The sequence below is a fragment of the Pedobacter chinensis genome (genome assembly GCF_003339865.1).
Taxonomy (GTDB): Bacteria; Bacteroidota; Bacteroidia; order Sphingobacteriales; family Sphingobacteriaceae; genus Pedobacter; species Pedobacter chinensis.
Genome location: NZ_QPKV01000004.1, coordinates 704865 through 720476 on the forward strand (window position 1 = coordinate 704865; position 15612 = coordinate 720476).

Annotated in this window: 15 protein-coding genes; 12 read left to right on the forward strand and 3 right to left on the reverse strand. The window is 36.6% G+C overall.

Going from position 1 to position 15612, the window contains the following annotated elements:
* Nucleotides 1–83: 83 nt before the first annotated feature.
* Together hisD and hisG are read right to left on the reverse strand one after the other, a co-directional pair.
* Nucleotides 84–1385, reverse strand: coding sequence for a histidinol dehydrogenase (gene hisD / locus DU508_RS13520; RefSeq protein WP_115403307.1), 1302 nt, complete (start codon nt 1383–1385; stop codon nt 84–86).
* A gap of 60 nt (nt 1386–1445) precedes the next feature.
* On the reverse strand, nt 1446–2297 hold the full coding sequence (gene hisG / locus DU508_RS13525) for an ATP phosphoribosyltransferase (RefSeq protein ID WP_115403308.1): 852 nt from the start codon (nt 2295–2297) through the stop codon (nt 1446–1448).
* A 277-nt stretch (nt 2298–2574) separates the two neighbouring features.
* Here hisG and DU508_RS13530 point away from each other — a divergent pair, with 277 nt between their 5' ends.
* The 12 genes from DU508_RS13530 to DU508_RS13580 all read left to right on the forward strand — a co-directional run bounded on the left by DU508_RS13530 (nt 2575) and on the right by DU508_RS13580 (nt 15213).
* The gene (locus DU508_RS13530; protein ID WP_115403309.1) at nt 2575–4137 is read left to right on the forward strand and encodes a L,D-transpeptidase family protein; all 1563 of its coding nucleotides are present in this window, start codon (nt 2575–2577) and stop codon (nt 4135–4137) included.
* Nucleotides 4138–4155: 18 nt separating this feature from the next.
* Nucleotides 4156–4560, forward strand: a complete 405-nt coding sequence (locus DU508_RS13535) for a hypothetical protein (RefSeq protein WP_115403310.1) — start codon at nt 4156–4158, stop codon at nt 4558–4560.
* Between the two features lie 549 nt (nt 4561–5109).
* Nucleotides 5110–7149: a vWA domain-containing protein gene (locus tag DU508_RS13540; RefSeq protein WP_115403311.1), complete on the forward strand. Its 2040-nt coding sequence runs from the start codon at nt 5110–5112 to the stop codon at nt 7147–7149.
* Nucleotides 7146–8402, forward strand: a complete 1257-nt coding sequence (locus tag DU508_RS13545) for a dihydroorotase (RefSeq protein ID WP_115403312.1) — start codon at nt 7146–7148, stop codon at nt 8400–8402. Before DU508_RS13540 ends, DU508_RS13545 begins: the two co-directional genes overlap by 4 nt.
* A gap of 173 nt (nt 8403–8575) precedes the next feature.
* Nucleotides 8576–9244 carry a hypothetical protein gene (locus tag DU508_RS13550; protein WP_115403313.1) on the forward strand — a complete coding sequence of 223 codons (669 nt, stop codon included), beginning with the start codon at nt 8576–8578 and terminating at the stop codon, nt 9242–9244.
* Between the two features lie 15 nt (nt 9245–9259).
* On the forward strand, nt 9260–9829 hold the full coding sequence (locus DU508_RS13555; protein WP_115403314.1) for a DUF4199 domain-containing protein: 570 nt from the start codon (nt 9260–9262) through the stop codon (nt 9827–9829).
* 83 nt (nt 9830–9912) lie between these two features.
* Nucleotides 9913–10380, forward strand: coding sequence for a zeta toxin family protein (locus DU508_RS13560; RefSeq protein WP_233509521.1), 468 nt, complete (start codon nt 9913–9915; stop codon nt 10378–10380).
* Between the two features lie 98 nt (nt 10381–10478).
* The gene (locus DU508_RS23845) at nt 10479–10646 is read left to right on the forward strand and encodes a hypothetical protein (protein ID WP_158542173.1); all 168 of its coding nucleotides are present in this window, start codon (nt 10479–10481) and stop codon (nt 10644–10646) included.
* 158 nt (nt 10647–10804) lie between these two features.
* Nucleotides 10805–11752, forward strand: a complete 948-nt coding sequence (locus tag DU508_RS13565) for a glycosyltransferase family 2 protein (protein ID WP_115403315.1) — start codon at nt 10805–10807, stop codon at nt 11750–11752.
* Nucleotides 11753–11827: 75 nt separating this feature from the next.
* A complete protein-coding gene (locus tag DU508_RS13570) occupies nt 11828–12790 on the forward strand; it encodes a glycosyltransferase (RefSeq protein WP_115403316.1) in 963 nt (320 codons plus the stop codon).
* Between the two features lie 2 nt (nt 12791–12792).
* On the forward strand, nt 12793–13620 hold the full coding sequence (locus DU508_RS13575; RefSeq protein ID WP_115403317.1) for a hypothetical protein: 828 nt from the start codon (nt 12793–12795) through the stop codon (nt 13618–13620).
* Nucleotides 13621–13665: 45 nt separating this feature from the next.
* Nucleotides 13666–15213 carry a GH3 auxin-responsive promoter family protein gene (locus tag DU508_RS13580; RefSeq protein WP_115403318.1) on the forward strand — a complete coding sequence of 516 codons (1548 nt, stop codon included), beginning with the start codon at nt 13666–13668 and terminating at the stop codon, nt 15211–15213.
* Between the two features lie 184 nt (nt 15214–15397).
* Here the strand turns inward: DU508_RS13580 and DU508_RS24115 are convergent.
* The coding region (locus DU508_RS24115; protein ID WP_233509526.1) for a hypothetical protein at nt 15398–15612 on the reverse strand (215 nt) is incomplete at its 5' end.

The following is a 15612-nucleotide window of genomic DNA, read 5'->3' on the forward strand; positions in this document are numbered from 1 at the left end:
TCTGACTCCCGACTCTTATTATACTTGCACTTTTATCTTCTGACTCCGGACTTCTGACTCCCGACTCTTATCGTAATTGCACTTTATCTTCTGACTCCGGACTTCTGACTCCCGACTCTTATCGTAATTGCATTTTTATGTGCCTGCAAACCCTCGGCTGCAGCAAGCGTTTCAACAGTTGCGCCAATATTATTTAATCCATTGTCTGATAAGTGTTGAAAGGTTATCTTTTTAAGAAAAGCATCAGTTGAAACGCCTGAATAAGCTTTAGCAAAGCCACTTGTAGGTAAAGTGTGGTTAGTACCCGATGCATAATCTCCTGCACTTTCCGGAGTTAAGTTTCCTAAAAACACCGATCCTGCATTGATAATCATGGGAATAAGCTTTTCAAAATTTTCTGTTGCTAAAATTAAGTGTTCAGGTGCATATTCATTTGAAAATTCCATCGCCATTGTTAAATCATCAACTAAAATTGCATAAGAATTGGCTATTGCTTTAGCTGCTATTTCTTTTCTTGGCAGGATAGATAGCTGATTTTCAATTTCTAATAGTGCTTGGGTTATAAATTCTTTGGAAGTAGATACCAAAATTGCCTGACTATCAGTTCCATGTTCTGCTTGTGCGAGTAAGTCTGCAGCCACGAATGACGGATTGGCAGTCTCATCAGCAATCACTAAAACCTCTGATGGGCCGGCTGGCATATCAATGGCAACCTTATTTTGTACTCTGGTTTTGGCTGTGGTTACATAGCGGTTACCAGGGCCAAATATCTTATAAACCTGAGGCACGCTTTCCGTTCCAAAAGCCATTGCAGCCACTGCCTGCGCACCTCCAATTAGGTAAATTTTTTCTATCCCTAAAAGCACTGCGCAATACGCCAGGTAACAATTGGTTTTGCCATCACTTTGAGGAGGTGAGCAGACAATAATTTCTTTACAACCCGCAATAATTGCAGGGGTAGCTAACATTAAAAACGTGCTTGGTAAAACCGCTGTTCCTCCTGGAATGTAAAGGCCAACTTTTTCAATTGCCCTTGATTCCCGCCAGCAAATAACACCAGGCATGGTTTCTACTTTATCCTCAGTTTTTAATTGAGATTGATGAAAAGTTTTAATGTTTTGATAGGCTGTTTCAATCGCTTCTTTCGCCACCACCGGAATAGTTAAGGCGATGGTTTTTAATTCTTCAGCATCTAAAAAAAGTTTCTGCAGATTAATCTGATCAAATGTTTTTGCAAAATTAAATAGCGCTTTATCCCCATCATTTTTTACAGATTCAATGATGCTGGTAACGCGTTCTTCAACTAATTTATCGTCTTCAATTTGTCTCGAACACAGTTCTTTAATTTTTGATTCAGATAAATCTTTATAACTGTAGATTTTCAATGTTTTATAATTTTAAATTAACTAATAGTTAATATGAATTTATACGTTTTCGCCTTGTTTTTATGTAATGATTTTCTCAATCGGCATCACTAAAATTCCTTCGGCGCCAGCTGCTTTTAAGCTGTTGATTTTATCCCAGAAATCTTCTTCAGCAATTACAGAATGAACAGCAACCCAGTTCTCTTCAAACAGCGGAACAATAGTCGGGCTTTTTACACCCGGCAATAAATCAACAACTTTTTGCAGGTTATCTTTAGAAACATTTAGCACTACATATTTGTTGGATTTTGCACTTAAAACTGACCGGATTCTTTGCAGTAATTCTGCAACTTCAGGGTTATCAGTAATCGATTTATTTCCGATTAAAACAGCTTCCGATTGCATCACATCTGCAAAGGGTTTTAGTCCGTTGCTCTTTAAAGTTCCGCCTGTAGAAACGATGTCAAAAATAGCATCACTTAAGCCTAAGCCCGGACCAATTTCTACCGATCCGGAGATGGTTCTGATGTCAGATTTTATTCCTTTTTCTTTTAAGAATTTTTCGAGAATTACAGGGTAAGAAGTTGCAATAGCTTTGCCGTTTAACTCCTCTAAATTTTTGATGTTACTGGTTGCCTGAACTGCAATTTTTAAGGTGCATTTTCCAAAGCCTAATTTTTGCAAATAGCTCACTTTAGCCTTAGCTTCTACGATTACATTTTCGCCAACAATTCCAAGGTCGGCAATGCCATCCTGAACGTATTCCGGAATATCGTCGTCACGAAGGAAAAGTATTTCTAAGGGGAAGTTGGTAACAGTTGATATAAGCGAACTTTTATAGTTCTCAAAAGAGAGACCACAGTTCTTTAAAATTTCTACGGATTTTTCGTTTAACCTACCCGATTTCTGGATAGCGATTTTAAGTGTTTTCAAAGTATTGAATATAGAATGAACAAGAAATAATTTTACGGAAAAAAAGTTTTGAAGTACAAAACAAACATATCATATCGCCTATCGGCGATGGTGTAAATGTAAGTGATGGTTCAAAGTTAATTTCATATATTTATTTCTGCCAATATCAATGCTTTAGCTGATTAGCGATGGCAAATATAGTGTTTGAATCGGGAAAACAAAAAATAATGGCACTTAATTTGCCCTATTGACTTTTTTTAAACTGCTTTAGCTTTATTCTGTTTTAATTTTTTATACATTGAAGAACCTTCGCTTTCTAATAATCCCCGTTATTTTATTTGTTTCTGCTTGTGGATGGTTTAAACAACCTCCTGAGATAGGAAAAGTATTGTCTGAACATTTTAAAAATAAAATATATAAAGATTTTGATACAATTGCCTACGACCGCGTTTTCGTAAAAGCAATGGACAGTTTATCTGAAACATTCATTAATCCAAAAACCATTAAAGCTTTTTATGCTTCAAATGTTAATGAACCCAAACTGATTACAAAATTCTACATCGATGGGCAGTTAGATTCACTGGTTGAATATCTCCAAAACAGTACAGTTCATGGTTTCAATCCGAAAATTTTTAAAACGGACGAAATAAAAAGCTTGCTTCAGGAATTGTCGGCTAATAAATTCACAAAGGTTGATGATAGTTACCCAATTATTGCCAGACTTGAATTGCTATCTGCAAACGCGTATCTGAATTACCATAACTTTTTAAGATATGGGGTGGTAAATCCACGAAATATTTTTTCCAGATATTACATTAAGGTTAAACGTCCGGATAGTTTAGGAATGATGAATATGCTATCTTCAGTAAGTTTGACTGATAGCTTAAATTCAGTTCAGCCAAAATCTACACAATATATGGCTTTGCAAAAGGCATATTTGCGTGCCAGGGCCGAAAATGAAAAACGGATTTTATTGTTGAATATGGAACGGTTCCGATGGAAAATGCCGGAAACCGGAACCAATTATGTTCAGGTAAACATTCCCGATTTTAGACTGACCTGGTTTGATCGGCAAGACACCGTAATTACCATGAAGGTTTGTGTGGGCGGAAGAAGAGAAGCGGGCTACGAAGAAAAAATAAAAGCTTTTGCAAAGTCGGGTAATCTGGACGATAAGCCCAAAAATCATGAAACGCCACTGTTGTTCAGTAAAATCAATTCCATTCAGGCTAATCCGGTTTGGAATATTCCAGTAAGTATTGCGCAGAGTGAAATTTATTGGATGGCCAGAAAAGACCCTTATTATTTATCAAACAGCAATATCAATGTTTATTATAAGGATAAATTAATTGGTGAACCGGATACGATTAACTGGAACAGGTATTCAAGAGATAAATTACCGTTTAAGTTTAAACAAGGTTCTGGAGGAGGAAATGCCCTCGGCAAGTTTAAGTTCATTTTTGATAACAGCTCAAGCATTTATCTTCACGATACCAATAATAAAAATGGCTTTAATTTAACCAATAGGGCAATTAGCCATGGTTGTGTTCGAATTGAAAAACCTTTGGAGTTTGCTGAGAAACTCGTTGGAGATACTTATACCTACGATAAACTCAGGGCAGAAGTAGATTTACCTCCAGTGGATAGTACCAACAACAAATGGTACAAAAAACGCATGGCAGCAAAAGCAGATACAGCAAGAGCTTTCCAGTTAAAGCCAGCCTGGTTTGCCCCTAAAAAAGATGTTCCACTTTTAATTACCTATTTTACCGCCTGGTCACAAAACAATCGCATACAATATCGCCCTGATGTTTATGACATGGATGAGAAACTTTGGGTTGCAATGAAGAAATTTAGATAGAAGCTGTAGATTTGCAGTATGCAGGAAAACCCAACCTTTAATCATCAGGCTGACATCGTAAATAGTGCCATTAGGTTTATCAACTCGTGGTTTAAGCAATCGAAATTGATTACTGAAGAACTGAATGATTTTTTCATTCTTCCTGGTCGCAAAATAATCGGTAAAGATATCATCATTAGCCGGTTGAAAGGTATTTTCGGTAAATCTGATGAATATGTTGGTGGCCGGTATGATATCATTGATGTTAATTTTGAACTATTAAACGATGGTAAAGGCTTGGGTTTTGTAGAAGGTGTAGCAGGATATAGAGATATATTAAAAAAACAATCGAAGATTGTCAGTGGTCCATTCAAGCTTTATTTCGCACTTCAAAATGGTAATTGGAAAATCGTGAATATCGAATTTCCGGGTTTTGCATATTAATCTGAAATCGATTATTATTTTTGGAAAATTTATGCTTATGAGCACAATGCATAAAGCGTAACGTCCTGCTGAACTTGTTTCAGCATCTTTCCTGCTATGTGTTCATGCCATTAAGGTCCTGAAACAAGTTCAGGATGACGACCGTTCATGTATGGTGTCCAGGCACTTCGCCAAGCCAACACGTCTTTGCTGACCTGTATCGAAGCGAAAAGCTACGTGATAAATTTATTTACAAGAGTAGGTATAAATCTTAGAGGCTTGTAGCTACTTCGTGGCCAATATCTTCTCTGCCATGTGTTCATGCCATTAAGATTCTGAAACAAGTTCAGGATAACGACCGTTCATGTATGGTATCCAGATATTTCGCTTAAGCCTGTTCAAAATATTGCTGATAAAATCTCCTGCTGAAAGACTTTTTAAATGGTTAAAGGGTAATGAGGGCCTTTTTAAATTTTGAAATGCAACAAAAGCAAAGTAATGGATTGGCCTGTTGATCTTAAATAAAATATTTTATATCCTATTCCATATTTTTTCTATCTTTGGTTTTTAATGAATTTCCTTTATCCGGGCTTTCTTTTTGCACTATTATCGGTTGCCATTCCGGTTATTATTCATTTATTCAATTTCAGGAAATTTAAAAAAGTTTATTTCTCTAATGTTCAGCTTCTAAAAGAAGTGGAACAGCAAAACTCATCAAAAGAAAAGCTTAAAAATCTGCTCATATTATTATCGAGAATTTTAGCGATCATATTTTTGGTTTTGGCTTTTGCACAACCCTACATTCCGGTAAATAACCAGAAAGCTACCTTATTAAATAATGCCGTAAGTATTTATATTGATAATTCTTACAGCATGGAGGCCATTAATAAAGATGGAAGTCTCCTTGATGAGGCTAAGCGCAACGCAAAGGAACTGGTTAAAAGTTTTGGTGTAAATGATCGTTTCCAGTTATTAACCAATGATTTTGAAGGGAAACATCAGCGTTTGTTAAATGAGGATGAATTTCTAAGAGCCCTGGATGATGTTAAGATCTCTGGAGCCAATAGAAACCTTCAGCAAATTTTAAACAGGCAAGCAAACGTATTAAGGGGTTCGGCAAATAAATATGGTTTTCTGATCAGCGATTTTCAGAAAAACATCTCCAACGGAAAAAAGCTTGAAACCAATCCCGATATTCAATATTCATTTCTAAAGCTGAATGCCACAATTTTACCTAATGTTGCTGTAGATAGTGTTTGGGCACTTTCTCCAAATCATCAACCAAATGCCAGTGAAAAACTGGTGGTTCAACTAAAAAATTACGCTGAAGAGGAAGCAAAAAACATTCCGCTAAAATTAAGCATCAACAACCAGCAGAAAGGATTGAGCGTTGTTACCATTCCACCGGGAAAAACAAGAAGAGATACTTTGAGTTTTTCAGGTTTAAAAGCAGGGTGGCAAAAAGGAGTGATCACAATTAAAGATTTTCCGGTAACGTTTGATGATACACTTTCTTTCAGCTTTAAGGTTGATGAAAGTTTACCCGTTTTAAGCATTAATGGGCCAAACGCAGGCAATTACATCAAGGCACTTTTTGCCGCAGATCATTATTATAAGCTAACCGAAAATGCTGAGCATAACATTAACTATAGTAATTTTGCCAATTACAGATTAATTGTGCTCAACGGATTGAAAAGCCCATCCAGTGGTCTGGCTCAACAGTTGAAAATATATCTGAATGCAGGCGGAGCCATGGTGATTTTTCCTGATATGGATTCAGATATTCAGGCTTATAATTCTTTTTTGAGCAGCTTATCATTACCAGTTATTCAAAATCTCCATACGGTTGAATCAAAAGTTGATCAAATTGATCTTCAACATCCAATTTTCAAAACTGTTTTTGAAGATATCCCCAAAAATCTTGACCTGCCAACCACAAGCAGGTACTTTTCGTTTACTGAAAACAATTCATCCAATAAAGAGAATATTTTATCCTTACCTGGCGGAAAACTGTTTTTTGCCAGATACGGTATAGGTAATGGCTCGGTTTATTTATCAGCAACGGGATTAAATTCGGCTGATGGAAATCTGGCCCGTCATCCGGTTTTTGTACCGTTAGTGTATCGCCTTGCATTAAATAGTGGAACTGAAAGCCTGCTTTATTACAACATGGCTAATGATCATGCATTAACAATTAAGAAAATTGCTTTAGGCAAAAATCAAACGTTAAAGCTTACTGCAAATAACTTTGAGGTCATTCCTGAAATTCGCCTGGCTGACGGAAAAACACTGATATATATTGCCGATCAAATTAAAACGGCTGGATTTTATAATTTAAACTTAGCCGACTCTCTTCTTGCTGTTTTTGCTTTCAATAACGGAAGAACCGAATCTGATCTGCACTATTTAAGTGAAACGGAATTGAAGAACATTTCAGGGAAAAGTAATTTAAAAATATTTGATACCGATAAAGATGCAGTGAAATTAATTGCAGGCACCAATAAAATCGGACAAACTTTATGGAAACTTTGTCTAATTTTATCGCTGATTTTTATTGCAGCAGAAATTTTGCTCATCCGATTTTTTAACAACTCTAAAAAAACAATATGAATCTCCTAGTTAAAAATGTAACCATCGCCGATCCGCAAAGTAGTTTTAACAAACAGCAATGCGATGTTAGGGTAGTTGATGGGAAAATTCAAAACATAGGTAAGTTAGCTGCCAATAAAAATGAAACGGTTTATGATGCCCAGGGCTCGTTTCTGACTCCAGGATTTTTTGATTTAAATTGTGTAGCAGGCGATCCGGGTTTTGAAACCAAAGAAGACATTCAAACCTTAACCGAAACAGCAAGTGCAGGAGGTTTTACGGGCCTGGCACTTTTGCCACATACCAGCCCTGTTATTCAATCAAAATCTCAGGTAGAGTATATCATCAATAAATCAAAAAACAATTTGGTGGATGTTTTGCCGGTTGGCGCAATTAGTCAAAACAGAGAAGCTAAAGAACTTGCTGAACTTTATGATATGAAGCTGGCCGGGGCAGTTGCCTTTTCTGATGGTGATAAAGCATTGCAGGATGATGGTTTCATGAGTCGTGCCTTGCAATATGCAAAAGGCTTTGATGCATTGTTAATGGTTTATCCGGAAAATAAATCAATTGCCGGAAAAGCGCAGATCAATGAAAGCAAAAATTCAGTGCTTTTAGGGATGAAGGGTTTGCCTGCATTAGCCGAAGAAATGCATATTGCCCGCGATATTTTTCTGGCATCTTATAACGAAACCAAAATTCACATCAGCAATATTTCTACAGCAGGCGCTGTTGCGTTAATTCGTAAAGCAAAAAAAGATGGTATTCAGGTTTCCTGTGATGTAACTGCGCATCATTTAGTTTTTACGGAAGAACTTTTAGGCGACTTTGACAGCAATTACAAAGTTAAACCCCCACTGCGCAGCAAGGCTGATGTTAAAGCGCTGATTGCTGGTTTAAAAGACGGAACAATTGATGCAATTACCTCGCAGCATCGCCCGGAAGAAATTGAATTTAAAAATGTAGAATTCGAAATTGCACATTACGGCATTATTGCTTTGCAAACCGTTTTGCCTTTGTTACTAAGAGCAGGATTAGATATAAATCTAATTGCAGAGAAATTAGCTGTTAATCCACGTAAATTGCTAAATTTAAATGTTCCGGTAATTGAAGAAAGCGCTGTGGCAAATTTCACTGTTTTTAATACTGATGAAAAATGGTTGTATAATACCGCCAGTAACCGTTCAAAATCGGCTAATAATCCATTGTTGGGCACCGAACTTAAGGGTAAAGTAAAATTAGTTTATAACAATAGTAAGGTAGAAGGTTTATAGGTTGAGGGTGGAGGGTTTTCCAGACAGGGCATTTAAAAATTAATCGAAAACATATTAAATAAAATAGAAAACTAAGGTAGTTACGAAAATGTCTTCGCAATTAATATGCTGAACCAAACTCAGCGTAACGAATAGTAGAACTTAATCTTTAAATCCTAAAAAATCTTAATCCTATGGATAATAGAGTAAAAAAAGCGTTAATCGCATCGCTAAATAAATATGCTGAAGTTTCGGAAACTAACGTAGAGGGTTTTGAAACAGAACTTCTTGCAGTTTTCGAGCTTGATGTTAACTTTTTGGATAAAGTAACCGCTTTCGATGTGGTGTTTGATTCACATCCAAAATTTGAAGAATTACGCGAAGTGTTTTTCGATTTATTGATGGTAAATTTTTTCAGCAGTGATGTTCAGAAACTTGAAGATGATTATCTGGAAAGTGATGAATGGGCAAATATTGAGGAAGAAACGATTGATCGGGGAACAGAATTGCTAAATCTTTTGCTTTATATTAAAGAATGTAAGGATGAAGGTATTGAGCCTGAATTAGGAGATTTTTTAAAGGAGTTTTTGTTAGTGGAGGATGATGAATTTCAGGATGAATTTGAAATCTATGAAGAAATGATCAGCAATCAGCAACTGGCAGAAAGCAGCGTTGAGGAAATTTGTAAAGCAGTGACGAAATTAAACGTCAGTACAGAAATGGAAGAGCTGTTTGTGCCTTTTATGGTTTTTTTCCTTGATGTTGAAGGAAGTGCCACCACCACAAAAGAAATAATCCAGTATAGCAGTAACAAAGCATTCGATGCTGCATCTTATACGTTGATTACAACCATCAATAACTAAATTAAATTTAAAACTATGGACAAAAGTGCTCTAATTTCCAAATTATCGCTTAAGTATGGTTTCATACTAGCGGCTGTATCAGTAGTAATATCGCTTACACTGCATTTTATTAATCCGGTAATGCTTTATACCAATTTCGCATTACCCTTTATTATCCTCATTATTTTTATTGTTTTGCTCGTTTTTGTGGGCATTACCATCCGTAAAGAAATTGGTGGTTACTGGACTTTTGGCGAGGCATTTAAATCCTTTCTCATTATTTCTTTAATTCTGGCACTTGTAGCGGTTTTATATAATATTTTATTAATGACCGTAATTGATCCTGATTTACCATCAAAAGCTGCGGCGGCAATTGGAGATTCTCAAAGAGCCATGATGGAGAAATTTGGAATGGCTTCTGAACAGATAGATGAGGCTTTGGAAAAGGCAGGTAATATGGAAGAAAAACTAGCACCAACCTTTAAAAATTCAATTACCAGTTTTGGTGTTTCTCTGGCTTTATATGGCGTGCTGTCACTGATATTAGCTGTAATTTTAAAGAAAAAAGAACCAACAACTTTTAATACTTTCCCAACCGAGTCTTAATTCTTTTTATAAAATTTTGAACGTGCAGGTTTTATCATTTAATTTGATGAAATTTGCACGTTTTATTTTGGGTAACATTCTTAATGTCAAATTTATATATCATTTCAGGTTGCAATGGAGCTGGCAAAACAACTGCCTCTTTTACGGTGCTTCCAGAAATGTTAAATTGCAGAGAGTTTGTTAATGCCGATGAAATCGCTCGTGGAATTTCTCCTTTTAAACCAGAAAGCGTAGCTATTCAGGCTGGTAAAATTATGCTGAATAGAATTGACGAGTTGTTAATTCAAAAAGTCGATTTTGCTATTGAAACTACTTTAACAACAAAATCATACCTCAATACCATTGCTAAAGCCAGATTATTAGGTTATCAGGTTACACTTTTGTTTTTTTGGTTAAGCGATGTAGAATTGGCAATTGAAAGGGTTAAAACCAGGGTTTCAGAAGGAGGGCATCATATTCCTGAAGATGTTATCAGAAGAAGGTATGTTAGGGGGGATCAAGAATTTAGACAATTTTTTTTCAGTATCAGATTATTGGTTGGTTATCAATAGTTCCAATAGTGATCTGCAATTTATTGCGGAAGGAAATCTAAATAAAGAAATAACTATCTTTGAAAAAGAGATTTGGACAAAGCTTAATCTGAGATCAAATGAAGAATGCTAAAGTTAATAATATTGAAATGAGGGAGAAGATAAGAATTGGACTTCATCTTGCTTTCAAAAAACTAGTTGATTATAAAAAGAAAAATGATGGTTTTTTAGTTTTTTCTAACCAGGGAAAGATTATTAAAGTACCGGCTAAAGACATTAAATTATAATACAGATCAAAAATTTTGAACGTGCAGGTTTTATCATTTAATTTGATGAAATTTGCACGTTTTTCAATAATGCGTCATTGCGAACGAAGCTTAGGAATAGGTAAGGAACGTGGCAATCTTTTAAAATAGATTCTTGCAATGACGATAATACTCAATAAATGGATATATCAGTTGTAGTACCCTTATTTAACGAAGATGAATCTTTACCTGAATTAACAGCCTGGATTGATGCCGTGATGACTGAAAATAATTTCAGCTACGAAGTCATTTTGGTTGATGATGGCAGTACCGATCAATCCTGGGAGGTTATCGAATCACTGAGATTGCAGAATCCGGCTATAAAGGGCATTAAATTCAGAAGAAATTATGGCAAATCAGCAGCGTTAAATGTAGGTTTTGAGGCTGCTCAAGGCGATGTTGTCATTACCATGGATGCCGATTTACAAGATAGTCCTGATGAGATCCCGGAATTATACCGCCGTATAAAAGAAGAAAAACTGGATCTGATTTCTGGCTGGAAGAAGAAACGCTACGATCCGATAACCAAAACCGTACCCACAAAATTGTTTAATGCAGCAACGCGTAAAATGAGCGGTATTGAGTTAAACGATTTCAACTGTGGCTTAAAAGCTTACCGGAGTGATGTGATTAAAACCATTGAAGTGTATGGCGAAATGCATCGCTATATTCCGGTTATTGCTAAATGGGCAGGCTTCAACAAAATTGCCGAACAAGTGGTAGAACATAGAGCCCGTAAATACGGAACCACTAAATTCGGTTTCAGCAGGTTCATCAATGGTTTTTTGGATTTATTGTCTATTTTTTTTGTGGGCAAATTTGGCAAAAGGCCCATGCATTTTTTTGGTTCATTAGGTGTGCTAAGTTTTTTTCTTGGTATTGTGATGTCGCTTTACACGCTATTTGAAAAGCAATATTTAATCTGGAAAGGCCTGCCTTATCGCGATGTAACGCAGCAACCGTTATTTTATTTATCATTAGTGGCTATCGTTGTCGGCTCGCAAATGTTCCTCGCAGGTTTCATTGCCGAACTCCTGTCGCGTAATGCACCCGAAAGAAATCAATACTTAATAGAGAAGAGGGTGTAAGGCAAAAGGTTTAAGGCGTAAGGTTTATACGCCCCAAACCCTATACCTTCTACCTCTACCTTTTTCCTTATAAACATGTTTTTCTCTATAATCATACCGCTTTATAATCGTCCTCAGGAAATTGACGAGCTTTTATATACCCTAACCAAACAAACTTATTTACAGTTTGAGGTTTTGGTTATTGAAGATGGTTCGACAAACAACGCCAGGGCAATTGTAGATTCATATGCCGATCAGCTCGATGTAAAATATTATTTTAAGGAAAATGCCGGACAAGGTTTTGCCCGTAATTTTGGGTTTGAAAGGGCAAAAGGCGATTACTTTGTGATTTTTGATTCTGATATTTTAGTTCCTGCAAATTATCTCGAAATCGTAAAAAACTATCTGTACGAACATCATTTAGATGCTTATGGTGGTCCGGATGCTGCGCACGAGAGTTTCACACCCGTTCAAAAAGCCATCAGTTATGCCATGACTTCCCCTTTCACAACCGGAGGAATTCGTGGAAATAAACAGCATGTAGGTCAGTTTCATCCCCGAAGCTTCAATATGGGGGTTTCCCGTCAGGCGTGGGAGCAAGTTGGTGGCTTTATTTTAACCAGACTGGGAGAAGATATCGAATATAGCATACGTATTCATGAAAATGGCTTTAAAATAGGATTGATACCAGAAGCTAAAGTTTATCATAAAAGAAGAACAAGTTTTAGTCAGTTTTACAAACAATTGCATTTTTTCGGCAGGGCGAGAATTAATATTTATAAACACTTTCCTAAAGAGCTAAAGCCTGTTCACTTTTTCCCGGCCTTATTCACAGTTGGGATTGGTTTTACCATACTTTGCAACATCTTTTATTGGCCTTTGGCCATCATCTGCAATTTTTTTGTGTTGCTGTATTTTTTGTTAATATTTTTTCACTCCTGGTCGGTAAATAAAGCAGTAAAAGTTGCATTTTTGAGTATTATATCTTCGTTCATCCAATTAACTGCATATGGCCTTGGATTTATACAGGATTTATTTAAAAGAGTGGTATTCAAATAACAATGATCAATTATTTAAAAGAAAGTACGTTTGCCGTTAATGATGTAATTCAAAAGGCATGGAGCATTACCAGAAAGCATTATTTTTCTATTGCCACCCTATGCTTTTTAATGTTTATTACAGCAAGTGCCTCCAGTTTAATGGCCTTTTTTATTAAAGATGTTAGTAAGGTGCTCAGTGTGGTAATGGCAATCGTTTTCGTGTTTTTATATTTTACCATCAATCTTTCTCTATTCAAATACATTTTTCATTTAATGGATGATGAAGAAAATGATGTAAAGATTGTAGATACTTTACCAACCAGACAGCAGATCATCAGATTTTTAATTGCAACACTTTATTTTATTGGCTGCATACTTTTCATTGGTTTGATTTTATTTCCGGTGCTTTATATTTTAGATCCTGTTTTAAGGCATCTGGTCAAAATTGGTTGGGTTGAAAGTTTTCAGGCAACAGGCGTGATAATTACCCAGATTGCCGTGGGTGTGGCCATTCTGGCTTTGTTTATTACCTGGTTGAGAATCTCATTTTTTCCGTTTTTTATCATTGATAAAAATGCTGCCCCTTTTGAATCCATCAAATTGAGTTTGGCCATTACCAAAGGAAACTTTACCAAAATTTTGTTGTTATTGTTGGTGTTGGGCGGGGGATACCTCATTTATTTGTTATTTAATCTATTACACTGGCCTTTCGTGGCATTTGTGGTCAATATTTTGAGTTCATTTATAATTGTTCCACTATCCAGCGTAGCCTTAACTGTCGCTTATCGTAAAATTGCAAGCGAATATAAAGGTGATAAACATCCGGATATTTTACATAATATCGTTTAACCCGCAAACCTCTAAAGGACGAGTTGAGAACCTTAAGTAAAACTAATGGAGATAGATAAAAGCGATAGAAAGGTAAAGCCCACTTTAGGGGGTTCGGGGCTTAAAGCAGCATTAAGCAAGCCTTTTGCGGTATTTGTAGTTTGGCAAATCAACAAATGGAAGAATAATGCCGTTCGTGCCCAAAATAAAAATTTCAGGAAACTGATTGATGGTGCCAGAGATACTGCATTTGGCAAAGACCATGATTTTGCAACAATAAAAGACTATCAGGATTTCAAGAATCATGTCCCCGTTCAGGATTATGAGGGATTGAAAACCTATATTGATCGGGTTGTTGCCGGCGAATCAGATGTGCTTTGGAAAGGAAAACCACTTTATTTTGCCAAAACATCCGGAACAACCTCTGGTGTGAAATATATTCCGCTTTCCAGGGAATCAATGCCTGAGCACATTAAAGCCGCCAGAAATGCTATCTTAACCTATATTAATGAAACCGGTAAAGCCGGTTTTGTGAATGGAAAAATGATCTTTCTTCAGGGAAGTCCGGTACTGAATGTTAAAAATGGAATTAACGTGGGGCGTTTGTCTGGCATTGTGGCACATCACGTTCCCGCATACCTCCAAAAAAATCGCCTGCCATCTTATGAAACCAATATCATCGAAGATTGGGAGCAAAAGGTTGATGCCATCGTTGATGAAACCATCCACGAGAATATGACCCTGATTTCAGGAATTCCACCTTGGGTACAGATGTATTTCGATAAACTTTCGGAAAAAAGTGGTGGAAAAAAAATTGCTGAAATCTTTAAAAACTTTAGTCTGTTTATCTATGGGGGTGTAAACTTCGAGCCGTATAGGGCCAGGATTGAACAAAGTATTGGGAAGAAGATTGACTCTATTGAAACTTATCCGGCCTCTGAGGGATTTATCGCCTATCAGGATTCACAAAAAGATAAAGGCTTGTTGTTATTGGCTGACGCTGGAATCTTTTATGAATTTATTCCAGCAGATGAATATTACAACGATAACCCAACCAGATTATCGCTTGCTGATGTGAAATTGGATGTCAATTATGCGTTAATTTTAAATACGAATGCGGGTTTGTGGGGATACAGTATTGGCGATACCGTAAAATTTGTGTCCATAAATCCCTATAAAATTATAGTTACCGGGCGAATTAAACATTTCATTTCTGCTTTTGGAGAACATGTAATTGGCGAAGAAGTAGAATATGCCCTTTTAAAGGCAGCTAATGAAGAAAAAGTGGAAATAACAGAATTTACGGTTGCTCCACAAGTTAATCCACAGGCAGGGGAATTGCCTTATCATGAATGGTTTGTAGAGTTTTCTGTTGCGCCAAAGGACATGGTGGCTTTTAGTAGAAAAGTTGATCAGGTTTTGCAAAAGAAAAATATTTACTACTTTGACCTGATTGAAGGTAACATCCTTCAACCTTTAATCATACGTACTTTGCAAAAAGATGCTTTTGTGAATTATATGAAAAGTGAGGGGAAATTAGGTGGGCAGAATAAAGTGCCAAGGTTAAGTAATGACAGGAAATTGGCAGATGAGTTGGAGCGGTATATTATATGATAGCTCCATCACTGCGAGGAGGCATGGAGGTGGCAAAACTTAGCTGCGTTTTTTGCAGCGACTTTGATTATACTGTTATGCTGAGGTATAATCAGACATTTTGCAATTCTCCTCTTTTAGAGGGGTGCCCGCAGGGCGGGGTGTTTTTTTTGTCCTGGCCGGACGGGCTTTTTTCTTTTTGATGTCAAAAAGAAACAAAAAACACCGGCTGAAAATTTTTCTTTAAAGTCAGTGGTTTGGATTTGATAAGCGCTGCCGAAAAATTTGTTAGGCCGGATTTAAGTAGAACGAAGAAACACTGCTTGGGCTTAGCGAGGTGGAATGCGTATTGAAATTTAAGCTGTGATTTGTGACAGGGATTGGCAGCTTGTTGAACGAGGTTCGTCATTGCGAAGAGAC